At 61.8% G+C, this 22,861-nt stretch carries 23 protein-coding genes; 8 read left to right on the top strand and 15 right to left on the bottom strand.

Annotated elements, in window-relative coordinates; translation table 11 throughout:
- Positions 1-58 precede the first annotated feature (58 nt).
- Entirely contained in the window at positions 59-529 is a 471-nt protein-coding gene (locus ETHHA_RS13305) for a hypothetical protein (RefSeq protein WP_041686903.1), read from the top strand.
- A 56-nt stretch (positions 530-585) separates the two neighbouring features.
- Complete coding sequence (locus ETHHA_RS13300; RefSeq protein WP_013486474.1) at positions 586-1,026, top strand: hypothetical protein; 441 nt, start codon at positions 586-588, stop codon at positions 1,024-1,026.
- Between the two features lie 53 nt (positions 1,027-1,079).
- On the opposite strand, the gene tsaD is transcribed toward ETHHA_RS13300, so the two are convergent.
- The 14 genes from tsaD to sufC form a co-directional block, all read right to left on the bottom strand.
- Complete coding sequence (tsaD, locus tag ETHHA_RS13295; RefSeq protein WP_013486473.1) at positions 1,080-2,084, bottom strand: tRNA (adenosine(37)-N6)-threonylcarbamoyltransferase complex transferase subunit TsaD; 1,005 nt, start codon at positions 2,082-2,084, stop codon at positions 1,080-1,082.
- A 35-nt stretch (positions 2,085-2,119) separates the two neighbouring features.
- On the bottom strand, positions 2,120-2,797 hold the full coding sequence (locus ETHHA_RS13290; RefSeq protein WP_013486472.1) for an MBL fold metallo-hydrolase: 678 nt from the start codon (positions 2,795-2,797) through the stop codon (positions 2,120-2,122).
- 42 nt (positions 2,798-2,839) lie between these two features.
- On the bottom strand, positions 2,840-3,295 hold the full coding sequence (gene rimI / locus ETHHA_RS13285; RefSeq protein ID WP_013486471.1) for a ribosomal protein S18-alanine N-acetyltransferase: 456 nt from the start codon (positions 3,293-3,295) through the stop codon (positions 2,840-2,842).
- On the bottom strand, positions 3,292-3,726 hold the full coding sequence (locus tag ETHHA_RS13280; RefSeq protein WP_041686901.1) for a low molecular weight protein arginine phosphatase: 435 nt from the start codon (positions 3,724-3,726) through the stop codon (positions 3,292-3,294). The genes rimI and ETHHA_RS13280 overlap by 4 nt, the downstream gene beginning before the upstream one ends.
- A 198-nt stretch (positions 3,727-3,924) precedes the next feature.
- Positions 3,925-6,537 carry a DNA polymerase I gene (gene polA / locus ETHHA_RS13275; RefSeq protein ID WP_013486469.1) on the bottom strand — a complete coding sequence of 871 codons (2,613 nt, stop codon included), beginning with the start codon at positions 6,535-6,537 and terminating at the stop codon, positions 3,925-3,927.
- Positions 6,534-7,406, bottom strand: a complete 873-nt coding sequence (locus ETHHA_RS13270) for a DNA-3-methyladenine glycosylase family protein (protein ID WP_013486468.1) — start codon at positions 7,404-7,406, stop codon at positions 6,534-6,536. Before ETHHA_RS13270 ends, polA begins: the two co-directional genes overlap by 4 nt.
- A 184-nt stretch (positions 7,407-7,590) precedes the next feature.
- Complete coding sequence (locus ETHHA_RS13265) at positions 7,591-8,205, bottom strand: PilZ domain-containing protein (RefSeq protein WP_013486467.1); 615 nt, start codon at positions 8,203-8,205, stop codon at positions 7,591-7,593.
- A gap of 123 nt (positions 8,206-8,328) precedes the next feature.
- Positions 8,329-9,552 carry an MFS transporter gene (locus ETHHA_RS13260; RefSeq protein WP_013486466.1) on the bottom strand — a complete coding sequence of 408 codons (1,224 nt, stop codon included), beginning with the start codon at positions 9,550-9,552 and terminating at the stop codon, positions 8,329-8,331.
- A gap of 117 nt (positions 9,553-9,669) precedes the next feature.
- The gene (locus ETHHA_RS13255; RefSeq protein ID WP_013486465.1) at positions 9,670-10,041 is read right to left on the bottom strand and encodes a VOC family protein; all 372 of its coding nucleotides are present in this window, start codon (positions 10,039-10,041) and stop codon (positions 9,670-9,672) included.
- Between the two features lie 148 nt (positions 10,042-10,189).
- Positions 10,190-10,624 carry a Fe-S cluster assembly sulfur transfer protein SufU gene (gene sufU, locus ETHHA_RS13250; protein ID WP_013486464.1) on the bottom strand — a complete coding sequence of 145 codons (435 nt, stop codon included), beginning with the start codon at positions 10,622-10,624 and terminating at the stop codon, positions 10,190-10,192.
- Entirely contained in the window at positions 10,611-11,861 is a 1,251-nt protein-coding gene (locus tag ETHHA_RS13245; protein ID WP_013486463.1) for a cysteine desulfurase, read from the bottom strand. Before ETHHA_RS13245 ends, sufU begins: the two co-directional genes overlap by 14 nt.
- A complete protein-coding gene (sufD, locus tag ETHHA_RS13240; RefSeq protein ID WP_013486462.1) occupies positions 11,848-12,954 on the bottom strand; it encodes a Fe-S cluster assembly protein SufD in 1,107 nt (368 codons plus the stop codon). The genes ETHHA_RS13245 and sufD overlap by 14 nt, the downstream gene beginning before the upstream one ends.
- Before the next feature lie 196 nt (positions 12,955-13,150).
- Positions 13,151-14,557 (bottom strand): Fe-S cluster assembly protein SufB, encoded by a 1,407-nt coding sequence (sufB, locus tag ETHHA_RS13235; protein ID WP_013486461.1) that lies wholly within the window; start codon positions 14,555-14,557, stop codon positions 13,151-13,153.
- A 28-nt stretch (positions 14,558-14,585) separates the two neighbouring features.
- Positions 14,586-15,335 carry a Fe-S cluster assembly ATPase SufC gene (gene sufC / locus ETHHA_RS13230; protein ID WP_013486460.1) on the bottom strand — a complete coding sequence of 250 codons (750 nt, stop codon included), beginning with the start codon at positions 15,333-15,335 and terminating at the stop codon, positions 14,586-14,588.
- Positions 15,336-15,755: 420 nt separating this feature from the next.
- Between sufC and ETHHA_RS13225 the strand changes: the two genes are divergently transcribed.
- From ETHHA_RS13225 to ETHHA_RS13215, 3 genes are all read left to right on the top strand, one after another.
- Positions 15,756-16,436: a hypothetical protein gene (locus ETHHA_RS13225; protein WP_041686899.1), complete on the top strand. Its 681-nt coding sequence runs from the start codon at positions 15,756-15,758 to the stop codon at positions 16,434-16,436.
- Positions 16,437-16,469: 33 nt separating this feature from the next.
- A complete protein-coding gene (locus ETHHA_RS13220) occupies positions 16,470-17,423 on the top strand; it encodes a ketopantoate reductase family protein (RefSeq protein WP_013486458.1) in 954 nt (317 codons plus the stop codon).
- A 124-nt stretch (positions 17,424-17,547) separates the two neighbouring features.
- Complete coding sequence (locus tag ETHHA_RS13215) at positions 17,548-18,489, top strand: FAD:protein FMN transferase (protein WP_013486457.1); 942 nt, start codon at positions 17,548-17,550, stop codon at positions 18,487-18,489.
- A gap of 198 nt (positions 18,490-18,687) precedes the next feature.
- Here the strand turns inward: ETHHA_RS13215 and ETHHA_RS13210 are convergent, their stop codons facing one another.
- Positions 18,688-19,431: an EAL domain-containing protein gene (locus ETHHA_RS13210; RefSeq protein ID WP_278244207.1), complete on the bottom strand. Its 744-nt coding sequence runs from the start codon at positions 19,429-19,431 to the stop codon at positions 18,688-18,690.
- A 173-nt stretch (positions 19,432-19,604) separates the two neighbouring features.
- Between ETHHA_RS13210 and ETHHA_RS13205 the strand changes: the two genes are divergently transcribed.
- From ETHHA_RS13205 to ETHHA_RS13195, 3 genes are all read left to right on the top strand, one after another.
- Positions 19,605-21,293 (top strand): B12-binding domain-containing radical SAM protein, encoded by a 1,689-nt coding sequence (locus tag ETHHA_RS13205; RefSeq protein ID WP_013486455.1) that lies wholly within the window; start codon positions 19,605-19,607, stop codon positions 21,291-21,293.
- A 154-nt stretch (positions 21,294-21,447) separates the two neighbouring features.
- The gene (locus ETHHA_RS13200) at positions 21,448-22,116 is read left to right on the top strand and encodes a DUF3298 and DUF4163 domain-containing protein (protein ID WP_013486454.1); all 669 of its coding nucleotides are present in this window, start codon (positions 21,448-21,450) and stop codon (positions 22,114-22,116) included.
- A 77-nt stretch (positions 22,117-22,193) separates the two neighbouring features.
- The gene (locus ETHHA_RS13195) at positions 22,194-22,742 is read left to right on the top strand and encodes a pyruvate kinase alpha/beta domain-containing protein (RefSeq protein WP_013486453.1); all 549 of its coding nucleotides are present in this window, start codon (positions 22,194-22,196) and stop codon (positions 22,740-22,742) included.
- Positions 22,743-22,861 lie beyond the last annotated feature (119 nt).

Here is a 22,861-nt window from a genome sequence, read left to right as displayed (position 1 = left end):
ATGTAAAGGCGCAGGCAGGGGTTCTGTGCCCGCGTACAGGGAAAGGGCGTGCAAAATAATGCGGATCATCATGGGAAAAGTGCATAAGGATCAGGATGCGCGCGCAAAGCGGGAGCGGGTGCCGGAGCGCGCGCGTTCCACCGCCTTCACACGGCCCGCGCCGGCAAGAACCGTGCCGGAACGATCGGCATGCACACGGCCCGCGGCCTCCAGGCCGGCACAGACGGTAAAACCGGCGCAGCATGTGAAAAAACAGCGTTCAGGCAACGGGGTGTTTATTCTGCTTGGCGTGGCGTTTGCCGCCACCGTCATCACGGGCGTGCATGAAGGAGCGGCCGCTTCGTTGGGGCAAACCGCACGAAAAGCCGCCGTGCTCAGCGCCCAGCTCACCTATCCACAGGGAGGACGATCGGTTGCCGCGCGTGAGATGCAGAAATTGCAGACACTTTTTTCCGGCAGCACGTTGAAGCAGCCGGCATCTTCCACCGCCAGCCGAGCGGCAGGGAAATCCGTCGCATCCGGCAAATAGTCTCCGCAAACCGGCCGTGGCGGCCAAAGCAGGACGTATCATACAGGGGATGTCGCATGAAACATCGGGTTTTCAAGACGGATGAACGCATTGTGCAGGCGCCGCCTCGCCCACGGGCAGTCAAAATGATTACATGGTTTTTTTTGGCCGGGATGGTGGCCGTGTTCCTCACCGCCATGGGCGTGGTGGACTATCAGTCGCGCGCGGTGGGTTGGAACCAGCATCGGCAGGAATTTGCCGTTTCGTTCATGGGGGATGACGTGCGGTTGACGGTGTTTGGCGCAAGCGGCACGTTTGCGCTTCAACCGGCCTACCATGCCGCCGCGTATATACAGCGATATCAACAGGGGATGGACACGCTCAAGCCCGCGCCGGTGTGGCTGGCGCAGGAGGCGGGCACGCTGCTCCTTCGCGCGCAGGGCCAGCGCGTGCGGCAAGCGGTGCTGTCTCTCCAGCGTACCGTGCAGAAACTTCCGCCCTTGCCGAATATCTGGTAAAAAAACACCCGAACGGTTTTTAAAACCGTTCGGGTGTTTTGATGCGGTCGGGTTCATCCGATTTCCATATTGGCGCAGGCATTCAGGTCTGCCCCTGCGGTATGGCCTGCCTGATATTCATAATAGGCCTGCGCGCCGATCATGGCGGCATTATCACCGCAGAGTGCGAGCGGCGGCAGATAAAGCCTGCGCCCGCTGGCCGCGCAGTCGTTCTCAATGCGCCGGCGCAGTGCGGTGTTGGCCACCACGCCGCCCGCCAGCACCAGTGTGGTGCTGGCGGTGTCCGCGGCCGCGAGCAGGAACCCGTGGGCCAGCATGTCCACCACGGCGGCCTGGAACGAGGCCGCCACGTCTTCTTTGCAAATTGCCTCACCTTTTTGCGCGGCATTGTGCACATAGTTGAGCACGGCGGTTTTCAGACCGGAAAAGCTATAGTCGTACGGGGCCCCGTTTACCTGCGGACGGGGGAACCGGATGGCGTCCGGGTTGCCGCTCTGGGCCGCGCGGTCGATGGCCACGCCGCCCGGATAGGGGAACCCCAGCGCGCGGGCGGCTTTGTCGAACGCTTCGCCTGCGGCGTCGTCGCGCGTGCGTCCCAGCACGGTGAAGTGGGTGTAGTCGTCCGCCTGTACGATGTGGCTGTGCCCGCCGGATGCCACAAGGCACAAAAACGGCGGCGTGAGGTTCGGGTGCGCCAGGTAGTTGGCGGCGATGTGCCCACGCAGATGGTGCACGGGGATGAGCGGCAGGCCGCGCGCCAGTGCCAGCCCTTTGGCGAAATTGACGCCCACCAGCAGCGCGCCGATCAGCCCCGGCGCGTAGGTGACGGCTACGGCGTCGATGGCATCCAGCGTGCAGCCGGCTTCTTCCAGCGCCTGCGCGCAGAGCTGGGCGATGACCTCTACATGCTGGCGGGAGGCGATCTCCGGCACTACGCCGCCGTAGAGCCGGTGGGTCTCCACCTGCGAGGCGATGACGCTTGAAAGCACTTCCCGGCCGTCCCGCACCACGGCGGCGGCGGTCTCGTCGCAGGAGGATTCAAATGCAAGGATATTCAAACAGTTTCACCTTCATATCAGGAAATCGGAGCCGGTCATGGGAAGACCGCCCGCAGTTCGGCTGGTGAAAACGGCCCGCCATGCCCGGTGTAAACCGATTCCGGTGCCTGCCCCAGAAGATAGGCGATGCTCTCCTTGGCGCGGGCGGCGTCTTCGGCAAACAGCGGAAAACGGGGTTTCCCTTTCCGGCCCATGCCCCCCATGATGGTGTCCCCGGCAAAGACGGCTCCGTTTTCCAGCACGACCGAGATCGAGCCCGCCGTATGTCCCGGCGTGGGCACGACCTTTCCCGCAATGCCGTAGGGCTGCAGGGATAGTTCACCTTCGATAAGGATGTCCGGCTCGAACGGCTCAAACCCGCGGATGGGTCGGGGCAGCAGCACGGCAAACACGCGGCCAAGGGCGTTGGTTCCCGTAAGATTGGGGCCGCGCCCGGTACGCAGGGCGTCGGCGTCGCGTATGTGGATGGCCACCTTCGCCCCGGTTTTTTCTCTCAAAACGGGGCTGCTTCCGACATGGTCGCCGTGCCCGTGTGTGAGGAGGATAAGCGCCAGGTCATGGGGTGCGAGCCCCTGTTCACCCAGCGCATGCAGGATGCGGTCTGCCGAACCGGGATTGCCGGTGTCGATGAGGACGGCCTGTTTGCCGCGGATGAGAAACGCATTGACAAAACCGAGCGGGATGGGTGTGATGCGGATCGTGTCAGCCGGCATATACATCTGCTCCTTTCGCCGCGGCGGGCGCATCCGCCGCCGTTATGGACGGTACGGCTTGGTCATAATATAAGCGTTTTCAGGCGGGTGGGCGTAAAACCCGGGGCGCACGCCCATCATCCGGAAGCCAAAGGAACGGTAGAGCGCGATGGCGACGGTGTTGGAAACGCGTACCTCCAGCGAGAGGAACGCCAACCCCTTTTCCTGCGCGAAACGGTCAAGCGCGGTGAGCAGGGCGCGTGCCGCGCCCTGCCGCCGGAAGGCAGGCGCCACCGCGATGTTGAAGACATACCCTTCGTCCAGCACAAAGCTCATGCCGGCATAGCCGGCCAGCACGCCGTCCCGCTCCGCTACGAGAAACCGGGCGGACGGGTTGCGCAGCTCTTCCCCAAAGGCCTCGCGTGACCACGGGTCGCCGAAGCAGATGCGCTCCAGCGCGGCCGCGGCGTTTAAATGACGTTCTTCCATGGGCAGGATGTCGAATGGCGCGGCGCTCATGGTTTGAGGTAACCCCCGATGATCTCGCGCAGGGCGCTCTGTATTTTGTCCCGGCAGGCGCGGTAGACGCGCAGGTTCTGGCCGTAGGGGTCGTCGATGCCGCCGCCGAGGATATGTGCTTTGTGCAGATATTCCGGCAGCACGTTTTCAATGGAGTTGTAGTGGGACCGGGTCATTACATAAACGTCGTCGCTATCGTTCAGGATGGCGGGCGTCAGCTCGCGGGCACGGTGATGCCGCAGGTCAATGCCGATTTCTTTGAGCGCGGTGATGGCGTGCGCGGACGCTTTTTCTCCCTCCAGCGCCGCGATGCCCGCGCTCGTTGCGGCGGGCGGCAGGCCGCGTTCTTTGAGCATGTGGTTAAAGATGGCTTCCGCCATCGGGCTGCGGCAGAGGTTGCCGGTGCAGACAAACAGAACCTTTTTCATCATGATCCCTCGATTAAAAGCCGATCCGTAAATAAGGAAATGCGAAAACGATAAGTCTATTCATGCAAGGGCGGAGGTGAAAGAAATGGTTTTCGTATTCCACCAACGGCAACGCAGAATGGTATAAAGCCGACCCCTGAATGTGTGGTTTTCGCTTCATGGATGGGTTTAAGTTCCACACAGTCGGTCCGTGCGGATCGTTCAGCCTTTGGCGTCGTACCAGGTGTGCCCGGTGTGCACGTCGGCTTCCAGCCGCACGCGCAGGCTGGCGGCGCCTTCCATTTCTTCCTCCAGAATCTGCCCGGCGCGTGCGGCTTCGTCTTCCGGCGCTTCCACAATGAGTTCGTCGTGCACCTGCAAGATGAGCGCGGACTGCATCTGTTCGCGCTCAAGCCGGTCGCGCACGCGCACCATGGCGATCTTGATGATGTCGGCGGCGGTGCCCTGAATGGGCGTGTTGCGCGCTACGCGTTCGCCGAAGGCGCGCATGTTGTGGTTGGAGGAAAGCAATTCCGGCAGCACCCGCCGCCTGCCGAACAGCGTCTCCACATAGCCCTTTTCGTGTGCCTCGCGAATGACCCGCTCCATATAGTCGCGCACGCCGGAGAATTTCTGCAGGTAGCCCTTGATATAGCTGTCGGCTTCCTTCACGCTCACGCCGATATCCTGCGAGAGCGAAAACGCGCCGATGCCGTAGACGATGCCGAAATTGACGGCTTTTGCGCGTGAGCGCATGATAGGCGTGACGTATTCGGGCGGCATGCCGAATACCTGCGACGCCGTGATGGTGTGGATATCCTCGTGGTTGTTGAACGCGGCGATCATGGCGGCATCGTCCGCGATGTGCGCGAGGATGCGAAGCTCGATCTGGGAATAGTCCGCGTCCACCAGCACCCAGCCGGGGCGGGCCACGAAAAAGCGCCGCAGTTCGCGCCCTTCCGCACTGCGCACCGGGATGTTCTGGAGGTTCGGCTCGGTGGAGCTGATGCGCCCGGTGCGGGTCTCCACCTGGTTGAAGCTGGAATGGATGCGGCCGTCCGGCGCGATGACCTTGAGCAGGCCGTCGGTGTAGGTGGATTTGAGTTTGCTCAGCTTGCGGTAGCCGAGCAGCGCGTCGATGGCCGGGTGCGCACCCCGGAGTTTGTCCAGCACGTCGGCGCTTGTGGACCAGCCGGTCTTGGTCTTTTTGCCGTGCGGCAGCCCCAGTTTGACGAACAGGGCCTCGCCGAGCTGTTTGGGCGAATTGAGGTTAAACGGGTAACCCACCGCGTCCACGATCTCCTGCTCGATGGCGGCCAGCTTTTTGCCCAGCGTTTCGCCATAGGCGGCGATGCCCGCCGCGTCCACCAGAAAGCCCGCGTGTTCCATCTGCGCCAGCACGCGGGCGAGCGGCAGCTCTACTTCCCGGTAGAGCTTTTCCTGCCCGTTCTCCGTCAGCTTCCGCAGAAGCACCGGCGCCAGCGCGCGCACGGCGAGAGCGGTATCCACACAGCCGGAAAAACCGTCCGGCACGTTTTCGGTGGCGGGGGGGAACACGGTGTATTCTTCGCAGAGTCTTGCGGGTGCGTAGGAGGACGCGAGCGGGTTGAGCAGATAGCCGAGCAGCATGGTGTCGTCCGGCTCCGCGTCCGATACGGTAAAACCCTGCCGCAGTGCGGCGGCATAGACGGGCTTGCTGTCGTGTGTGCGCTTGGTGATGGAGCCGTCCGCAAAGAACGCGGCAAGGAACGCGTCGAACCCGGCGGTCTCGCCCGCGCGGGCAAGGGTCACGCCGTATTCCCGCGTGAACGCGATGCCGTCGATGAGCCCGTCGTCTGTGTACCGGCAGGCAAAATCCACCGGCGCCTCCGCCCGCAGTGCGGCGAGCAGGGTGCTGCCGTCCACCGCAGCGGTGCAGGGCGTGGCTTTTTGCGGGCCGGGGGCATCCGCTTCGGCGGGCGCGCCGCCCGTCACACCCATCTTTTCCATCAGCTTGAACAGCTCCAACCGGGCCATCAGCAGTGCCAGCGCGTGGCTGTCTCCTTTGGCGCCGGCCAGCGCGCCGGGGTCGGTCTCCACCGGTGCGTCGGTGGAGATCTTCGCCAGTTTCCGGCTCATGTAGGCGCTTTCTTTACCAGCGCGCAGCTTGGCGCGCAGAGCGGGGCGGATGCTCTCGTCTTCCAGATGGGCATAGACCTCGTCCAGTGTGCCGTAGGTCCGGATAAGTGAGAGCGCTGTTTTCTCGCCCACGCCCGCCACGCCGGGGATGTTGTCGGAAGTGTCGCCCATCAGGGCCTTCACGTCGATCATCTGCCGGGGTTCCACGCCGTAGGTCTCCCGGATAGCCGCTTCGTCATACAGGGTGGTCACCGGCTGCCCGGCTTTGGTGGAGGCCAGCCGCACGGTGGCGGAGGGACCCACCAGTTGGAAGCTGTCGCGGTCACCGGTGAGCAGCACACAGGCATCGCCGCGCTTTGCGCAGGCATACGCTTCGGTGCCAAGGATGTCGTCCGCTTCAAAGCCTTCCGCTTCCAGGATGGGCAGCCCCATGTAGCGCAGCAGGTCTTTCAGCACCGGCAGTTGCGAGGCCAGCTCGTCCGGCATTTTTTTTCGCCCAGCCTTATAACCGTCATAGGACAGGTGGCGAAAGGTGGGGGCGGGCAGGTCGAATGCCACGGCCACCGCATCCGGGGCAGTCTCGTCGCGCGCCTTGTTCAGAATATTGAGAAACCCGACGATTGCGTTGGTGTACTGCCCGTCTTTGGTGGAAAGCAGACGGATGCCGTAAAATGCGCGGTTGATGATGCTGTTGCCGTCGAGTACGAGTAATTTCATCGGTCGATTCCTCCGGCGGGAGCGGATTGAGGGCGGCGGACGGCGTGGCAGCGCTCGTAGTGGAACAGGAACTGCTGTGCGATGCCGCCGAGCGGGCGCAGCGCTTCGGGGAAACCGTCCGGATAATAGGCGGTTAGGATGCGGCGCACCCACACGTCCACCGGGAAGCAGTCCAGCCGCCCGCAGCCGAACAGCAGCGCACAGTCGGCCACCTTCGGCCCCACGCCGCGAATGGTCTGCAGCATGGCGCGTGCTTTGTCCAGCGGCAGTGCGGCCAGCGCGTCGAGGTCAATCTCTCCGGAGGCCACTTTCCGCGCCGCGTCCAACACATAGCCGGCGCGGAACCCGCAGCGCACCGGCGCAAGGTCGGCCGCGTCAAGTTCTGCCAGGGCTTGCGGTAACGGAAAGGCGAAGCCGCCGTCTTCCAGCGGCGCGCCGAATGCGGCGCACAAGCGGTCGATGATGCCCTTGATGCGGGGAATGTTGTTGTTCTGCGAGAGGATGAATGAGCAGAGCGCTTCCCAGGGGTCCTGCCGCAGCAGGCGCAGGCCGGGGGCGAACGCCACCGCGCGCGCGAGGGCCTTGTCCCGCGCGAAAGCGGTGCGGATAGCCGCATAGTCCCGCCCGAGATCGAAATAATGGTGCCAGATGGTCTGCACCTCTTCGGGGGAAGCGCCGAGGAACAGCAGGCGGTTGCCTTCCTTGCGCAGATGCAACCTGCGGCCGTGAGCGATGCCCGACCAGGTGCCGTCCCGCCGCCTCTCCCAGCGGAAACACTGGCCGTTTTCAAACACCGCCGCAGGATCGAAATCCGGCGCGCAGACCGATACGGCCGGACAGGTTTGAGTTGTTGCCGTTTGTTGTGTCATGCCGTTCTCCGCACCGGCTTCCTGCCGGATATCTCCGCGCGTGTCCGCACGGTCCCAATAATACGCTCTCCGCATGATTTTTTCATATTATACCACATTTTCAGGCCTAAAAGCTTCCCAAACCGAAAAAGCCGCCGGTTTTACCCGGCGGCCTGCGCGCGTATCCAAGGGGAAGCCTCGGCTGTCAAAAAAACTGACGCCGCCGCTGCTCGATCTGCTGGGTGAAAACCCAGCGGTGGATCTCGTTTGCGTCCTTTTCGGGAATATCGGCAAAGCGGCAGCCGTAATGGAACCCGTTGGGCGAAATGTCGCGCCGGACGATCTCGGCGGTCACCCGGATATCGCGCGCCGTTTCACGGAACGTGAACACAAAGCGTAAGCCGATGTCGAACCGTTCTTTGCAGGCAACATAGACACCTGCGGCGCTCACATTCAGAATGGTGACGGGGACCGGCTTTTCGAACGGGTGTGCACCGTCCGCGTCTTCATAATACCGCATCAGGTACGGCAGCTCGGTGTTGACGCGGGTGTTGTTGCGTTTCTGGCGGTTGGTAATCAGCTGCAGCCCGTCCAGATAGACATGCAGCAGCATGACGGACTGTACACGCCCCTCATACACGCATTCACCCAGAGAAGAGTTATATACATGCACCTGGACCGATTGCCCGGCCTGCACCCAGCCCGCGATATCTTTCGCGCTCATAATCTCCATCACGCCGTTGTCAAAAGAGCGCACAAAGCCCTCTGAGACCGGGGTGTGCGCAGCGTCTATGAGGATACACCTGTCAAATTCATGCATAACAGATCCCGCCTTAACCGGCAAAATGTAAAAAATACAACATATATTTTTATTATATCGTATCGGACTAGAGGTTGGCAAGTGGCAGTTTTGGCTTCGCGGGCCGCCGGCAGGCGCGGCGTGTCAGGAACGGGGCGACAGGGCCGCGGGCAGTTTCCGCCTGGCGGCGGCGACCAGCGCGAGGTTGCCCAACAGAATGCCCGCAGTGATCCAGAAGATATGCGAAAACCCCAGGCGGGCGGAGATGAGCGACCCGAGCAGCGGGCCCAGCACCATGCCCAGATACGTCATGGCCTGATTGTAGCCGAATACGCGGCCGAACACGTCGGCGGGCGACGTCTTTTTGAGCAGAGTGGAGACCACGGGCATGATGCCGGCCTGCGAGATGCCGAACAGGAAACGCAGCGCCATCAGCTGCCAGGCGTTTTGAACGAGCGCCATCGGGACGAACAGGATGCCGGAGAACAACAGGGAGAGAATGAGCACCCGCATGCAGCCGGTACGGTCGGCCAGGCGCCCGATGAGGGAGGCCGAAAGCAGGATGCCCACGCCTGTGGCGGAGATGACGATGCCCGAAAACAGGCTGATCTGTCCGGTGCCGGTGTGGCTCTGCACGAAAAGCTGGCGCACGAACAGCGAAACGATGGGCTCAATGGACTGGTTGGCGACATTGATGAGGCAGGTGGTGGCCATCAGCGCGACGAAAAGGAGTTTGCCGTCTATGGTCGGGAGCAAAGGGCCGGGTTTGGCATGGGTGACGACGGCGAGCGGCCGCTCGCCCGCGTCCTCCTTCACAAACAGCGCGGCGATGAGAAAAGACAGAAACAGCGAGGCGGTTGTGACGAAAAAGGTATTGCGGATATGGATGGTGGTGTCCAGGTAGCCGCCTATGACCGGCCCAAGCAGGGAGCCGCTCATCATGCCGGTGGAGAGAGTGGCCAGCGCCCAGCCGGTTTTTTTCTCGGGTGTTACGCGCGCCATCAGCGCGTTGGCGGAAGGGATGTAGCCGGAAACCACGCCCTGCAGCGCCCGCATCAGCATCAGCAGCCAGATGCTGTGCAGAAACGGGTAAAAAAAGTTGGAGACCGCCAGCCCCAGGCCGGTGCACATCATCACGGTCTTGCGGCCGCGCAGGTCGGCCAGCGTGCCCCAGACCGGTGCCATCACCGCCGCCGTGACAAACGTGATCGAAAACGCCGCGCCCGAGAGCACCGACACCGTGCTGAGGTCCTTGATGCCCATCTGTTCGATATAAAACGGCATGAACGGCACCACAATGCTCATGCCGCAGCTGGTGGTAAATTCGCCCAGCCAGCAGACGATCAGGTTTCGTTTCCAAAGTTCCATAGCGTATCCTGTTCCGTTTTCATCTTTCAAAGGGGGGCTTTTCCCCTGGCACGCGACAGGGCAGGAGCCTGCGTTGTCAGGCTCCTGCCCCTGCATGCGGTGTGTTCAATCGCGGTCTTACAGTTCCTTGAACAGCTCGATTTTATTGCCGGCGGGGTCGCGCACGAACGCGATGCGCACCGGCAGGGCCGGGTCGGAAGGAATGGTCAGGCTTTCGGGTGCGGAAACACTGGTGCAGCCGTTTTCCAGCAGCTCCGCATACGCCTTATCCACATCCTTGCAGATATAGGCCACGTGCGAATAGCCTTCTTCCTCGTCCACGGGAAAAAATTCGAGATGGGTGCCGTCCGGCGATTTGAGCATGGCGCCGCCGTCCCACTGCAGGCGCACGGTGTACCCAAGCTGCGACACATAGAAATCGACGCTTTTTTGTATGTCCCGAACCTTCATGCAGACGTGGTGCACGCCGGGAAAAACGGATAGATTCATAGGGAATTTCCTCCTTTATCAAAACACGGTGCTATTATACGCCCGCGCGGGCGGCGGCGCAAGTGGCGGGATGCATAAAAAAACACCCGCCGGCGCTGTGTGCCGCAGGCGGGTGTTGATAACCATGCGAAAAAGAAGAGGGATACGGTCAGTCCTTTTTGCCCTCCACCGCGTTTTCGAGCGTGTGCCAGCCAAGCACCGCGCATTTGACGCGCGCGGGCATGTTGGAGATGTTTTTGAGCGCGATGGCTTCATCCAGCGCTTCAAGCTGCTCGTCGTCGGTGATCTCCTGCTTGATCATGCCAAGAAAAGTGGCGGCCAGTTTTTTGGCCTCCTCCACCGTTTTTCCTTGAATGAGGTCGATCATGATGTCGGCGGAGGCCTGCGAGATGGCGCAGCCGATGCCGGTGAACGACGCGTCCTCGATCACGCCGTCTTTCACACGCAGCTCCAACTCGATCTCGTCGCCGCAGCTGGGGTTGTGCCCCTTGAGCACGGCGGTCGGGTCTTCGATGTGGTGCTTGTGGGAAGGGGACGCGTTGTGCTCGGTGATGATTTCCGTATATACACTATTTAGATCCATAGCCAAGAACCCCACGCACTTTCTTCACGCTCTCGACGAAGGTATCCACGTCTTCGGGCGTGTTGTAAAAATAGAAACTCGCGCGACAGGTCGCGTTGATGCCGAGATAGCGCAGCAGCGGCTGGGCGCAGTGGTGACCGGCGCGGATAGCCACGCCGTCGGCGTCCAGGATGGAGGCAACGTCGTGCGGGTGTGCGTCCCGGATGTTGAAGGAGATCACGCCGCAGCGGTTGCCGGCGCCGCCGTCGCCGTATATGGTGATATAATCCAGCTCGCGCAGGCGGCTGAACGCATAGTGCACCAGTTTGCTGTCGATCTCGCGGATACGGTCGTACCCCACCTTTTGGATATAACGGATGGCCGCGGCGAGGCCCACCGCGCCGCCCACGTTCTGGGTGCCCGCCTCGAATTTGGCCGGCAGAGGGGCAAACGTCGCTTCCTGTTCGTAGACATATTCTATCATATCGCCGCCGAAAAGGAAAGGCGGCATTTTTTCAAGCAGCTCCCGCTTGCCGTACAGCACGCCGATCCCCATGGGTGAGAGCATCTTGTGGCCGGAGAACACGGCAAAATCTGCGTCGATGTCCTGCACGTCCACCGGGAAGTGCGGGATGCTCTGCGCGAGGTCCACCACGGCCACGGCGCCCACGTTGTGCGCCTTATTAACGATCTCCTTCACGGGGTTGACGGTGCCCAGCACGTTGGAAACATGCACGATAGCCACCAGCCTGGTCTTTTCGGTAATCTTTTCGTTGATTTCTTCCTCGGTGATGCGGCCGTTTTTGTCCAGGTAGAGGTATTTGAGAGTGGCGCCGCGCGCCTTTGCCACCTGCTGCCACGGGATGAGGTTGCTGTGGTGTTCCGCGATGGAGAGGACAATCTCATCGCCCTCCTGGATGAAATGCATGCCGTAGCTGTAGGCGATGAGGTTGAGGGATTCGGTGGTGTTGCGGGTGAAAATGATCTCCGCGTCCTCTTTGGCGTTGATGAACGCGCGTGTGAGGGCGCGCGCCTCCTCGTACCGCTCGGTGGCCAGCACGCTCAGCTCATAGTTACCGCGGTGCGGGTTGGCGTTTTCTTCTTCATAATAGTGCCGCACGGCATCCAGCACCGGCAGGGGTTTTTGCGCGGTAGCCGCGCTGTCGAGATAGACCAGCCGTTTGCCGTGCGTTTTTGTTTGCAGGATGGGGAAGTCGGACAGATCGACGCCGGCCTGCACAAGTTTATTCGCCGACATGTTCGTTCAACCTCCCTATGATATGGTTTTGCAGATCGTTCCGGATGGACGCGACCGGGATGCGATCCAGGATAGGGGCAAACTGCGCTTCCACAATAAGCCGCCTTGCGTCCGCCTCGCTCAGCCCGCGGGACATGAGGTAAAACAGGCGGTTTTCGTCGATGCGGCCGGTGCTGGCGGCATGCTGTCCGTCCACGTCCTCCTCATCGCAGAGGATGAGCGGGGCGCTGCGGGCGCGCACCTTTGGGCTGAGCAGCACGGCGTATTCCTCTTCATGCCCTTTGGAGCCGGCCGCGCCGCGCTTGAAATCAATGGTGCCGCGGAAGATTTTCTGGCTTTTGTCCAGCATCGCGCCCCGCGAGAGGATCTCGCTGACTGATTTTTCGCCGTAGTGCTCGGCAACATAGTTGATGTCGATATTCCGTGCGCCGTCACCGAGATAGATGCTGCCGATGTCCGTATGGCTGCGGTCGCCGGTGAGTTTGAATTTGGCCGCCGCGTAGGCGCGTGAGCCGCCCAGTTCGGCCTGAGTAAGCTCGATGCGGCCGTCCTCGAACGCCGTGCCGCCCACGTCCGAAAAATGCGGGCAGTTTTTGCCCAGCACCTGCACCTGCACCAGCGTGATCTTCGCGTCTTTTTTGGCATACAGCCGGGTTAGCCCGGCATGGAAGCCGTTCAGGTCCGCCGCGGAGGTGTAGCGCAGCACCACGGTGACGCTGCTGCCCGGTTCGGCGATGACAGTGTTCTCGTCGGCCAGAACGGGATTTGTGGCGTCAAGCGTGTAGTCGAAGACCAGCGGCTCGGCGACCTGTACGCCGGGCTTGACCTCGACGAACACGCCCGCGTTGTGGTTGGCCTTGACGAAGTCGCGCACCTGCGGGCCGGCCCCGGTGTCGATGTCGCCCTCCAGAAACACGATATCGCTTTTCAGCACCTCGCTTACTTTCACGCCCTCCGGCAGATGTTCGGGCAGGGAAAAGGCGGAAAAAGGGGTCACGTCGGGGATCTCGGTTTCAAGGGTCTCGCCGTTCACGCCCAGCCAGCTCCAGGTGGAGGTTGGCAGGCGGTCGATGTCTTTTATATTCACCTGCATAAGGTTCACTCCTTTTAAAAGAGATGCCGGACATGCCGGCGAAAAGCGGGTTTGGATGAAGCGATTCGGTTTGCGGGCTGTGCCTGCCCGCCTTTCGCAACCGCTGCCGCGCGGCAAGTTGGAAACCCGCCCGTTCAGGCCGTGCGTTCGCGTTTTACCATGCACTTGCCTGAACTTGAAAGAGGGCTGTGCCTGCCTACCCGATGGAGCCCTCCATTTCGAGCTTGATGAGGTTGTTCATCTCCACGGCGTATTCGAGCGGCAGCTCTTTGGCGACCGGCTCGGCGAAGCCGCGCACGATGAGGGCGCGGGCGTCTTCCTCGCTCAGACCGCGGGACATGAGGTAAAAGATGCTTTCCTCACTGATGCGGCCGATGCGCGCCTCGTGTCCGATGTCCACATCGTCGTTGCGGATGTCCATCGCGGGCACGGTGTCCGATTTGGAGATCCCGTCGAGCATCAGCGATTCGCAGGATACGCTTGAGCGGCAGCCGTGCGCGTTGGGTCCCACCACCACGCCGCCGCGGTAGACGCAGATGCCGCCGTCCTTCGAAATGGACTTGGTGTTAATGGTGGAATAGGTGTGCGGCGCGGCGTGCACCACTTTGCTGCCGGTGTCCAGGTGCTGGCCGTGCCCCGCGAAGGTGATGCCGGTGAACTCCGAGCGCGCGCCCTCGCCTTTCAGGATGCTCATGGGGTAGAGCATCGAAACATGGGAGCCGAACGAACCAGAAACCCACTCGATGCTGCCGTTTTTCTCCACCGAACATCGTTTGGTGTTGAGGTTCATCATGTTTTTCGACCAGTTTTCGATGGTGGAATAGCGCAGGTGCGCGCCCTCTTTGACAAACAGCTCCACACAGCCGGCGTGCAGATTGGTCACGTTGTATTTCGGCGCCGAGCAGCCTTCGATGAAGTGCAGCCGCGCGCCCTTTTCCACGATGATGAGCGTGTGCTCGAACTGCCCCGCGCCCGGCGCGTTCAACCGGAAATAGGATTGGAGCGGGATGGATACGTCCACACCCTCCGGCACATAGACGAACGATCCGCCCGACCAGACCGCGCCGTGCAGCGCAACGAACTTGTGGTCCTGCGGTGGCACCAGCTTCATAAAATATTCCCGGACGATGTCGCCGTGTTCGGTCAGCGCGCTCTCCATGTCGGTGTAGACCACGCCCTGCCGGGTGACTTCTTCGCGCACGTTGTGGTAGACCACTTCGGAGTCGTACTGCGCGCCCACACCCGCCAGCGACTCGCGCTCGGCTTTGGGAATGCCCAGCCGCTCGAAAGTGTCTTTGATCTCGTCGGGCACTTCTTTCCAGTTGCCTGCCATCTTGGTGTCCGGCCGGACATAGGTGACGATGTTGTCTATGTCCAGCTCGTCCAGCGACGGGCCCCATTTCGGGAGCGGCGTCCGGTTATAGATTTCCAAAGATTTGAGCCGGAATTCCCGCATCCACGCGGGATCATGCTTTTCCGCCGAGATTTTTTCAACGATTTCCGGCGTCAGGCCCTTTTTTACTTTGAAGTTGTCTTTGTCTTCGTTGCGAAAGTCATACATGCTGCGGTCGATATCGGCCACATCGCTTTTCTGCTTGGACATAGGTTCACCCGCTTTCTCAAATAGGCGTTTATACGGCAGCGCCCTGCAAGCCGGTGAAGCCGGAGGCGTTGATTTCGTCGATGAGCGAGCGGTCGCCTGAGCGGACGATACGGCCGTCCACCAGCACATGCGCGGCCGTCACATCCACAAATTCCAGGATCTTGGTGTTGTGCGTGATGATGAGCAGGCCGTTTTCGGCGTTTTTGAATTTTTCCACGCCCTGGGATACGATTTTCACCGCGTCCACGTCCAGGCCGGAGTCCGTCTCATCCAGTATGGCCAGTTTCGGGTGGAGCATCAGCATCTGGAGGATCTCGTTCTTTTTCTTTTCGCCGCCCGAGAAGCCCACGTTCAGCCCGCGCTCCGCATAGCTTTTGTCCATTTTCAGTTCTTCCATGGTGGCGGCGAGTTCCTTTTTAAAGGCAAAGATCTTCACCGGCTTTTTGGTGATGGCGCCGTAGGAGGTGCGCAGAAAGTTCTCGACCGAAACGCCGGGGATCTCCTCCGGGCTCTGGAACGAGAGGAACAGTCCGCGCCTTGCGCGTTCGTCCGTTTTGGCGGCGGTGATGTCTTCGCCCTCGAAAAAGATCTGCCCATCGGTCACATGGTACTGCGGGTGCCCCATGATGGTGTTGACCAGTGTGGATTTGCCCGCGCCGTTCGGGCCGAGCAGCACATGCACCTCGCCTTTGTGTACCGTCAGGTCCAGACCCTTGAGGATTTCCCTGTCGTTTGCCTCTACATGCAGGCCGCGAATCTCCAGTAATGTTTCCGCCATGTCGTCCACTCCTTCTATTTTCCGCGCGTACACGCCGCGCGCCATATCCTGTTCAAACAAAATATCCGGCCGGCCGTGCGTCTTGGCGGTAAAAAAGGCACTTGCGCAGGATGCCGGAGCCGTCGGTTTTGGTCAATGAGTATTATACCACAATAGTATAGTTTTCGCTACGAAAATTTGAAAATTTCTTTACATAAATTTTGCATTATGCGCGGACGTTTGTTGTTCGCATTGCCGGGAAAATGGCCGGGTGCCTGCGTGGTGCCGCTTGTTTGACATCATTTGGAAAGGCCGGTATAATGGAACAACCGGGGACCGGTGTCCTAACGGTTCCGCCTTTTCGGCCGATATAGCTAAGGAGAAGAAATCACGATGCGCCGGGGTTTTGCCCGGACGGCGGCCACGAAAGGAATGGCGGTTATGGAAGGACCGATCACGCCGGTAAACGCGACGCGGACCGAACGGGTGCAGGGCCCGGTCAACACGCCGATCGACCCGCAGAAACTGGCCACGCTGCGCGCAAAACTTGAGCTGCCGCCGCCGCCCGCCGTCGGCCAGACGGGCGGCGAACTGGGTGCCGACCAGGTCATCATCAGCGAGATGGGCAAGGCGCTTTGCCGCTTTGCACAGACACTGGAACGCGACCCCCGGATGCTGGAGGCGTTCACAGCCGGCCTGCCCCCGGCGCTGCAGCAGGCGGTGCAGGAACAGGGCGGCCGCCCGGTCAATTACGACATGGCCCTGCAGCTCTGCATGGCGCTGTATGGGCCGGAGGTGCGGGCGCGGGCCGCGACCTATGGGCGGGACCGCAGCCGCCGGATCGACCGCTATGCATATTACCGGGCGCTGATGGAGCATTTCGGCTTGCAGTATGATGGAGACGCTCCGGACGCGGATGAAGAAAGCGGCTCGTTGTGGGACCGTTTTATGAAGCGCCTGCACGCCATGGTCGCGGGCGGCGGGGAACCGGGTGCGCAGGAGCCGCACGACGAAACGGCGGATGGCACGGAGGCTTCCGGTGCGCCGGAAAACGCGCCGTCCGCGGGGCATCCGGCGGAAAAGCCGCCCAACGAGAATAAACCGCCGCGGCTTTGGCCTTGATGGTGAGCAAATCGACAAAGGGATGACGGACAGATGAAACTGCTGATGATCGGCTGCGGGGCCGTGGGGCTGAGCGTGGCAAGCGCGCTGTTTGCCGCGGGCGAGGCGCCCGACCTGGTGGCGCGGGGGGAAACCCGGCGGGCCTTGGCGGCAAACGGCATCACCCGCACGGGTGCGCTGGGCGAAGCGTTCGTGCCGCCGGAGCGCCTGCGCTTATATGAAGAGATCACACAGGCGCCGGGCGGCTACGACGCGGTGCTGGTCACGGTCAAAACCACGGCATCCGCTGCGGTGGCGGCCCGGCTAGCGGCGTGCCCGTCTTTGCTGGCGCCGGGCGGCCGCATCGTGTTGCTGCAGAACGGCTTTGGCACCGAACGGCCGTTTTTGCCGTATTTTAAAAAAGAACAGTTCGTGCAGGCTACCATCAGCATCGGGTTCTGCCGTCCCGCGCCGTCGGTGAGCGAGGTGACGGTCTTTTCCGCTCCCGTGCGTCTGGGCAGCCTGTACGGCGGCGATACATGGGTTCTCCCGCTGGCGGAAGCCGTCGCGGCGGGGGGAATCCCCTGCACGGCGGAAACGGAGATCGGCAAGTCCGTCTGGGCGAAAATGCTGTATAACTGTACATTAAATGCCCTTGGCGCGATCCTGGGGGCGGATTACGGCATGCTGGCCGACAGCCCGGACGCCGTGGTCTTGATGAAACAACTCATCCGGGAAACGTTCGCCGTTATGCGAGCGCTGGGTTTTTCGACCTATTGGCCGGATGCCGCGTCATATGAGCGTGTATTTTTTGAAAAAATCCTGCCACCCACCCGTGCGCACCGGCCGTCCACCCTGCAGGATGTAGAGGCCCGTCGGAAGACCGAGATCGGCACCCTCAACGGCGCGGTGGCGGAATACGGCGAAACGCACGGGGTGAACGTGCCGTGCAGCGGGATGCTGACGTCGCTCATCCGGGCGAAAGAAAGCATGTACCCGGCCGGATAACGGGAACGTCCGGCCACAAAGTGTTCACACTCTGTTTGCAAACGGGGAGGCCGGCGGGGATACAATGAAAGCGAACAGTCCGCGGCGTACCCGGCATGGAGAACTGGAAAGGAGTGCCATTCCCATGGCATTTTATATATCGTGGAGCAGCCATACGCAGGTCCACACGCTGAAACAGGCGCAGGCGCTCCGGGTGGAAGGAGACGGCACGGAAGCGGCCCTGCGGGAAGCGGCGGAGCGTGTGCGCGTCATCGACGCGCATATGTCGTTTGTCAATCCGGACAGTGAGGTGTCTGCCGTCAACCGCGGCGCGGGGCACGGCGACGTGAGCGTTAGCCCGGATACGTTTTTCGTGGTCAAGCGCGCTCTGCAATATGCCGAGCAGACTTCCGGCTGCATGGATATCACCGTCGCGCCGGTTCTGCGGCTGTGGGACGAGGCCGCGTGCACCGGCGCCGTGCCGGACAACCGCGCGCTGGGCAAGGCCCTGCGGCTGGTGAATTACAAAGACGTGCTGCTGGGCGCGAGCAGTTTCAAGATCCGGCTCAATTATGAGGGACAGGCCATCGACCTCGGCTCCATCGCCAAGGGATATGCCGCCGACGAGGTGCGCAAGATCCTGCGCGCGCACGGCGTGCGCTCCGCCCTCGTCGATCTGGGGGGCAGCGCGGTGGCGGTGGGTGCCCGCCCGGATGGAAAGCCCTGGGAGGTGCGGCTGCATTGCCCGGGCAGCAGCAGGCCGGATAAAATGTTCGGCTCGGTGGAGATCATCGACCGCTCGGTGGTGACGGCGGGCGCCGGCAGCCGCCCGGTCATCGACACCAAGACCGGGTATCCGGTGGACAGCGGGCTGCGCAGCGTGACCGTCATTGCCGAAAACGCGCTGGACGCCGATGCGCTGGCGTTCACCGCGCTGCTGCTCGGCCCCGAGCAGGGCAGAAGGCTGGTGGAGGATCAGGGCGCGGAAGCCGTCCTTGTGACCACGGACGGCATGATCTCCGTCACAGACGGGCTCAAACCGCATTTTTGCCTGTGGGACACGCGTTTTCTTACCGACGGGCGGTAAGCCCCGGCAGGATAACCCGCCGCTTCCCGCGGAAGGGAGGGCGCGGCGTGCGGGCATGCGGTTCGCACAGTGAAAAAAAAGGGAGGACTTCATGCCGTTTTGCGGCAGTCGTCCCCTTCTGGATATTACCATATAGGTGTTGCACAGGCGGCGTATGTCCGTCTGTGCAACTGCATTTCCATTTCCGACGGTGTTTGTTCAGGGCTGTGCCGTTTCGGGCCGGGCCGCAAATTTCCGCAACAGGGAGATTGCTTCTTCCCGCGGCCGGGGCCCAATCTCTGCGGGCTCGGCCAGAAAATTGCCCTGCGCATAAAGGATGCCGCTGTTCGCCAGGGCTTGCAGTTGTTCCGCCGTATGCACGCCCACCGCGATGACCTGCGCGTGGGTGAGCTGTACGATCGTGTGGACACTCTGCTGGATGGCTGCAGCCGCGTCGTCGGTTCTGGAGAGGTCGATCTTGATGAAATCCGGATGCAGGTTATGCAGCGAGAGGAACGCGGTGTTGCCCGGCACGGTGTTGTCGCAGGCAATATGGTAGCCGCTCCGCTTCAGGCCCTGCACTAGGTCGATGAAATTTGCGAACCGGCACAGATCCTCCGTCATCGTGAACTCCAGCGCAATGCGGTTTTCGGTATAGCCTTCCTCTTTGGCCCGCAGCAGGCCGGACGGCGTTTCCATATGGTAAAAGACGGCGGCGGGGTCGATGTTGATGAACAGCATGCCGCCCAGTTTCTGTTCGTGTGCGCGGCGGAGAATATTGTCCCGGCAAAGGCTGTCCAGCTCGGCCAGACGGTGATACCGCTTGGCTTCACTGAACAGGGTGAGGGGCGCGCGCAGCGGGCCTTCGGGGCCGCGTGTCAATGCCTCATAGCCGAAAATCTCCCCGGAAGCCAGCGAAATAATCGGCTGGAAAAGCGTCTGCAAAAGATTGTTTTTCAGGATCTCGTCCAGTTGTGCGTTGATAAAAAGCCCTCCTCCCGGTTTGCCGCGGATATGCGGAACAGGCGGTCATTTAAAACACAGGGGCATAAGGATACTCGCATTTTATCATATCCGGATACAAATGTAAATTATGGAAAGCACGTTTTTGCACATTTGATGAAAGGAGGGGTGGCATGAACGTGGTGCTGGCGGCGCTCAATGCACAGTATGTGCACATGGCGCTGGCCCCGTGGTGCCTGAAAGCCGCCTGTGCGGATGTCTGCGATGTCACGGTGCAGGAATACACCGTCAACCGGGACGACCGCTCCATTTTGCGTGGGCTGATGGAGGCGCGCCCGGACGTGCTGGGTTTCTGCACCTATCTGTTCAACATCGAGCAGGTGCGCGCCCTCGCGGCGGATGTCCGCGCGCTGTTGCCGGAGACGGTCATCGTGTTCGGCGGGCCGGAGGCGGGGCTTGACCCGGATGTCTTCCGCGCCTGCCCGGCCGTGGATTTTGTGGTGCGCGGGGAAGGAGAGACCGCATTCCGCGCGCTGCTGCTGGCGCTGCGCGACGGGCTGGATACGCACATCCCCGGCGTAGCGTCCAGAGAGCGGGACTGCCCACCGGCGGCGGAACCCGATTTGGGCAGCCTGCCCTCCCCCTACACCGACGAGATGCTGGCCGCGTCGGCGGGACGCATCTTATATTATGAAGCGTCGCGCGGGTGCCCGTTTCGCTGCGCCTACTGCCTGTCGTCGCTGGGCGGCGGTGCGCGCTTCTTCCCGCTGGACCGTGTGCGCGCGGAACTGGCGCGCGTGCTGGATTCCCCGGCCAGGCAGGTCAAATTTGTGGATCGCACATTCAACTGCCGCCTGTCCCGCGCCAAAGAGATCGTGCGCGCGGTGCTGGAACTGGCGGAAGAAAACCCGGCGATTGCCGCGCGGCATGTCCACTTCGAGGTGGCGGCCGACCTGTTCGATGAGGAACTGCTCGATCTGTTCGCATCCGCGCCGCCCGGCCTGTTCCAGCTTGAGATCGGCATCCAGAGCTTCCACGCACCCACGCTGGCCGCCGTGCACCGGGCCAGCGACCTTGCGCGCTGCGCCGCCGCCATCGCCCACCTGTGCGCGCCGCGGAACGTGCATGTTCACACCGATCTGATCGCGGGGCTGCCGCTTGAGGATTACATGACGTTTGCGCGCTCGTTCGATACCCTGCACGCGCTTGCGTCTCACTGTATCCAACTGGGGTTTCTGAAACTGCTCAAGGGCTCGGAGATGCGCGCCGTGGCCGACTGCACGCCCGGTTATCTTTACAGTGAAAAACCGCCGTATCAGGTGCTGCAGACACCGTGGCTGTCCTTCGCGGAGCTGGGGCGGCTGGAGGATACGGCGTTCTGCGTGGAGCGGCTCTACAACAGCGGCCGCTTCATGCTTTCCCTGCCGTATCTGATTGCCCGGTTCGCAGGGCCGTTCGCGTTTTATGAGGCGTTTGCCGGGGCGCTGCGGGCGCGCGGCTGTTTTGCCAGGCCGGTGGCCTACCCGGAGCTCTGTGCGGAACTGGTGCGGTTCGCCGCAGGGCGCTTCCCCGGCGAAGCCGATACGCTGTGCGCGCTGCTGCGGTTCGATTTTTACCGCAGTGACAATTCCGGCAACCCGCCGCGGTGCCTGCCGCGCGAAGCGCCGCCGCACGCACGCGCTCTTTACGCGGAGAAAAAGGGTGCGCGCGTGCATTTCGAAGCCTTTCCGTTCGACCCGCCGGCCCTTGTGCAGACCGGGGAGACGAGCGGCCCGGTTGTCTACTGTTTCGATTACGCGCGGCGTCATCCGGTCACGGGGCTGTATACGGCCGCGCGCCTGGAAGCCGCTCCGCAGGCGTGAAATACGTGTTTTTTGTGCACGTTCTCCCGGCCGCCGCATAGATTGGATTGTGCGATGCGATGGCGGCGGGTCCGGCCGCCGCAAATCAGAGGGCGCCGCCCGGACGCCGCGCAGGCGGCGCGACGGCGGCGGCCGGAACAGGGAGGCGCGGCGCATGAATGAGAAACCGGTTACAGTGACAAGACGCCAGATACAGGGTAAGCCGCAGTATCGCGGCGTGATGATGGTAGAGATCGACATCGCCTACCCGCGGGTGCTGACCAAAGGCAGCCCGGCGGGGCAGGTCATCAGTGTGTTTTACGACCATGCGGCCCGCCGGTTCTATGCCTATGCATCCAGAAAATTGTATGCGGACGCGGTGCAGTCCTGGCGGGAGGCGCAGAAAAACGGCTATCCGTTTCACGCATACGGGGCGGGCATGACCTATGAGGTGCCGTTCAACCACGGCGGCCTGCTCTCCATTTACTACGACCAATATACATACACGGGCGGTGCGCACGGCACCACCGTCCGCCATGCCGACACCTGGCGGGCGTGGGACGCGCGCCGCCTGCCGCTGAACGCGTTTTTCAGCGATCCGGGCTACCGCAACATCATTTTTCGTGCTATCTTTGCCCAGATCCAGCGGGACCCGGATAAATATTTCGAGGATTATCAGAAAAATGTCTTTCAGTATTTTGATGAGAAAAACTATTACCTCACGCCCCGGGGATTTGCCTTTTTCTTCCAGCTTTACACCATTGCGCCCTATGTGACCGGCATCCCGGTCTTCATCGTGCCCTACGAGCTGTTTGGCGATATGCTCAAGATCCGCCCGGTGTGACGGCGTGCCTTGCGCGTGTGGTATAATAAAATAAAGTACGTTGTAAATATGGGATGTGTAGAGAAAGGATGATTTCCATGATTTTCGCACAGCCCGGGCGCGAAAACACCGTGGAGGTGGCCAAAGCGGCCGTGGAAGCGGCCCGCGCGCACGGCATCGGCCATATCGTCGTCGCTTCCAGCAGGGGCGAAACGGTGCGTGCATTGCCCGCGCACGAGGGCGTCGGCGTGGTTTGTGTCACCCACGCATTTGGTTACCCCAAGCCGGGCGAGATGGAACTGCCGCAGACCGAGCGGGAGGCGCTGGAGCGCGCCGGCGTGCGTGTGCTCACCACCTCTCATGTGCTCAGCGGCGCGGAGCGCGGCCTGAGCAAAAAATACGGCGGCATCCATCCGGTGGAAGTCATCGCCGACACGCTGCGGATGTTCGGCGCGGGCACGAAAGTCTGCGTGGAGGTGGCCGTGATGGCGCTGGACGCCGGCCTGCTGCCCTATGGCGAGCCGGTGGTGGCCGTTGGCGGCACCGCGCGCGGCGCAGACACGGCGCTCATCCTCACGCCTGCCCACGCCAGCGAGATTTTAAACGTCAAGATCCATGAATATATCTGCAAGCCGGCGCTGTATTGAGCGGCAGCCGGCGCTAGCAGGCCCCTTCCACCGCATTGCGGCGGAAGGGGCCTGCTGCATGTAGATGTCTATTTATGAATACCATATTTACAATGAGAAGATCAAAAAATGCCAGGGAC

Origin of the sequence: Ethanoligenens harbinense YUAN-3, from assembly GCF_000178115.2 — a bacterium.
Classification (GTDB): domain Bacteria; phylum Bacillota; class Clostridia; order Oscillospirales; family Ethanoligenentaceae; genus Ethanoligenens; species Ethanoligenens harbinense.
Note: the sequence above shows the minus strand (reverse complement) of the source record. Positions and strands in the feature narration are given on the sequence as shown.

Coding starts and splice junctions, on each gene's coding strand:
- ETHHA_RS13305 (WP_041686903.1), top strand. CDS start 59: ATGCGGATCATCATGGGAAAAGTGCATAAGGATCAGGATGCGCGCGCA.
- ETHHA_RS13300 (WP_013486474.1), top strand. CDS start 586: ATGAAACATCGGGTTTTCAAGACGGATGAACGCATTGTGCAGGCGCCG.
- ETHHA_RS13290 (WP_013486472.1), bottom strand. CDS start 2,797: ATGCCGGCTGACACGATCCGCATCACACCCATCCCGCTCGGTTTTGTC.
- rimI (WP_013486471.1), bottom strand. CDS start 3,295: ATGAGCGCCGCGCCATTCGACATCCTGCCCATGGAAGAACGTCATTTA.
- ETHHA_RS13280 (WP_041686901.1), bottom strand. CDS start 3,726: ATGATGAAAAAGGTTCTGTTTGTCTGCACCGGCAACCTCTGCCGCAGC.
- polA (WP_013486469.1), bottom strand. CDS start 6,537: ATGAAATTACTCGTACTCGACGGCAACAGCATCATCAACCGCGCATTT.
- ETHHA_RS13270 (WP_013486468.1), bottom strand. CDS start 7,406: ATGACACAACAAACGGCAACAACTCAAACCTGTCCGGCCGTATCGGTC.
- ETHHA_RS13265 (WP_013486467.1), bottom strand. CDS start 8,205: ATGCATGAATTTGACAGGTGTATCCTCATAGACGCTGCGCACACCCCG.
- ETHHA_RS13260 (WP_013486466.1), bottom strand. CDS start 9,552: ATGGAACTTTGGAAACGAAACCTGATCGTCTGCTGGCTGGGCGAATTT.
- ETHHA_RS13255 (WP_013486465.1), bottom strand. CDS start 10,041: ATGAATCTATCCGTTTTTCCCGGCGTGCACCACGTCTGCATGAAGGTT.
- sufU (WP_013486464.1), bottom strand. CDS start 10,624: ATGGATCTAAATAGTGTATATACGGAAATCATCACCGAGCACAACGCG.
- ETHHA_RS13245 (WP_013486463.1), bottom strand. CDS start 11,861: ATGTCGGCGAATAAACTTGTGCAGGCCGGCGTCGATCTGTCCGACTTC.
- sufD (WP_013486462.1), bottom strand. CDS start 12,954: ATGCAGGTGAATATAAAAGACATCGACCGCCTGCCAACCTCCACCTGG.
- sufB (WP_013486461.1), bottom strand. CDS start 14,557: ATGTCCAAGCAGAAAAGCGATGTGGCCGATATCGACCGCAGCATGTAT.
- sufC (WP_013486460.1), bottom strand. CDS start 15,335: ATGGCGGAAACATTACTGGAGATTCGCGGCCTGCATGTAGAGGCAAAC.
- ETHHA_RS13225 (WP_041686899.1), top strand. CDS start 15,756: ATGGAAGGACCGATCACGCCGGTAAACGCGACGCGGACCGAACGGGTG.
- ETHHA_RS13220 (WP_013486458.1), top strand. CDS start 16,470: ATGAAACTGCTGATGATCGGCTGCGGGGCCGTGGGGCTGAGCGTGGCA.
- ETHHA_RS13215 (WP_013486457.1), top strand. CDS start 17,548: ATGGCATTTTATATATCGTGGAGCAGCCATACGCAGGTCCACACGCTG.
- ETHHA_RS13205 (WP_013486455.1), top strand. CDS start 19,605: ATGAACGTGGTGCTGGCGGCGCTCAATGCACAGTATGTGCACATGGCG.
- ETHHA_RS13200 (WP_013486454.1), top strand. CDS start 21,448: ATGAATGAGAAACCGGTTACAGTGACAAGACGCCAGATACAGGGTAAG.
- ETHHA_RS13195 (WP_013486453.1), top strand. CDS start 22,194: ATGATTTTCGCACAGCCCGGGCGCGAAAACACCGTGGAGGTGGCCAAA.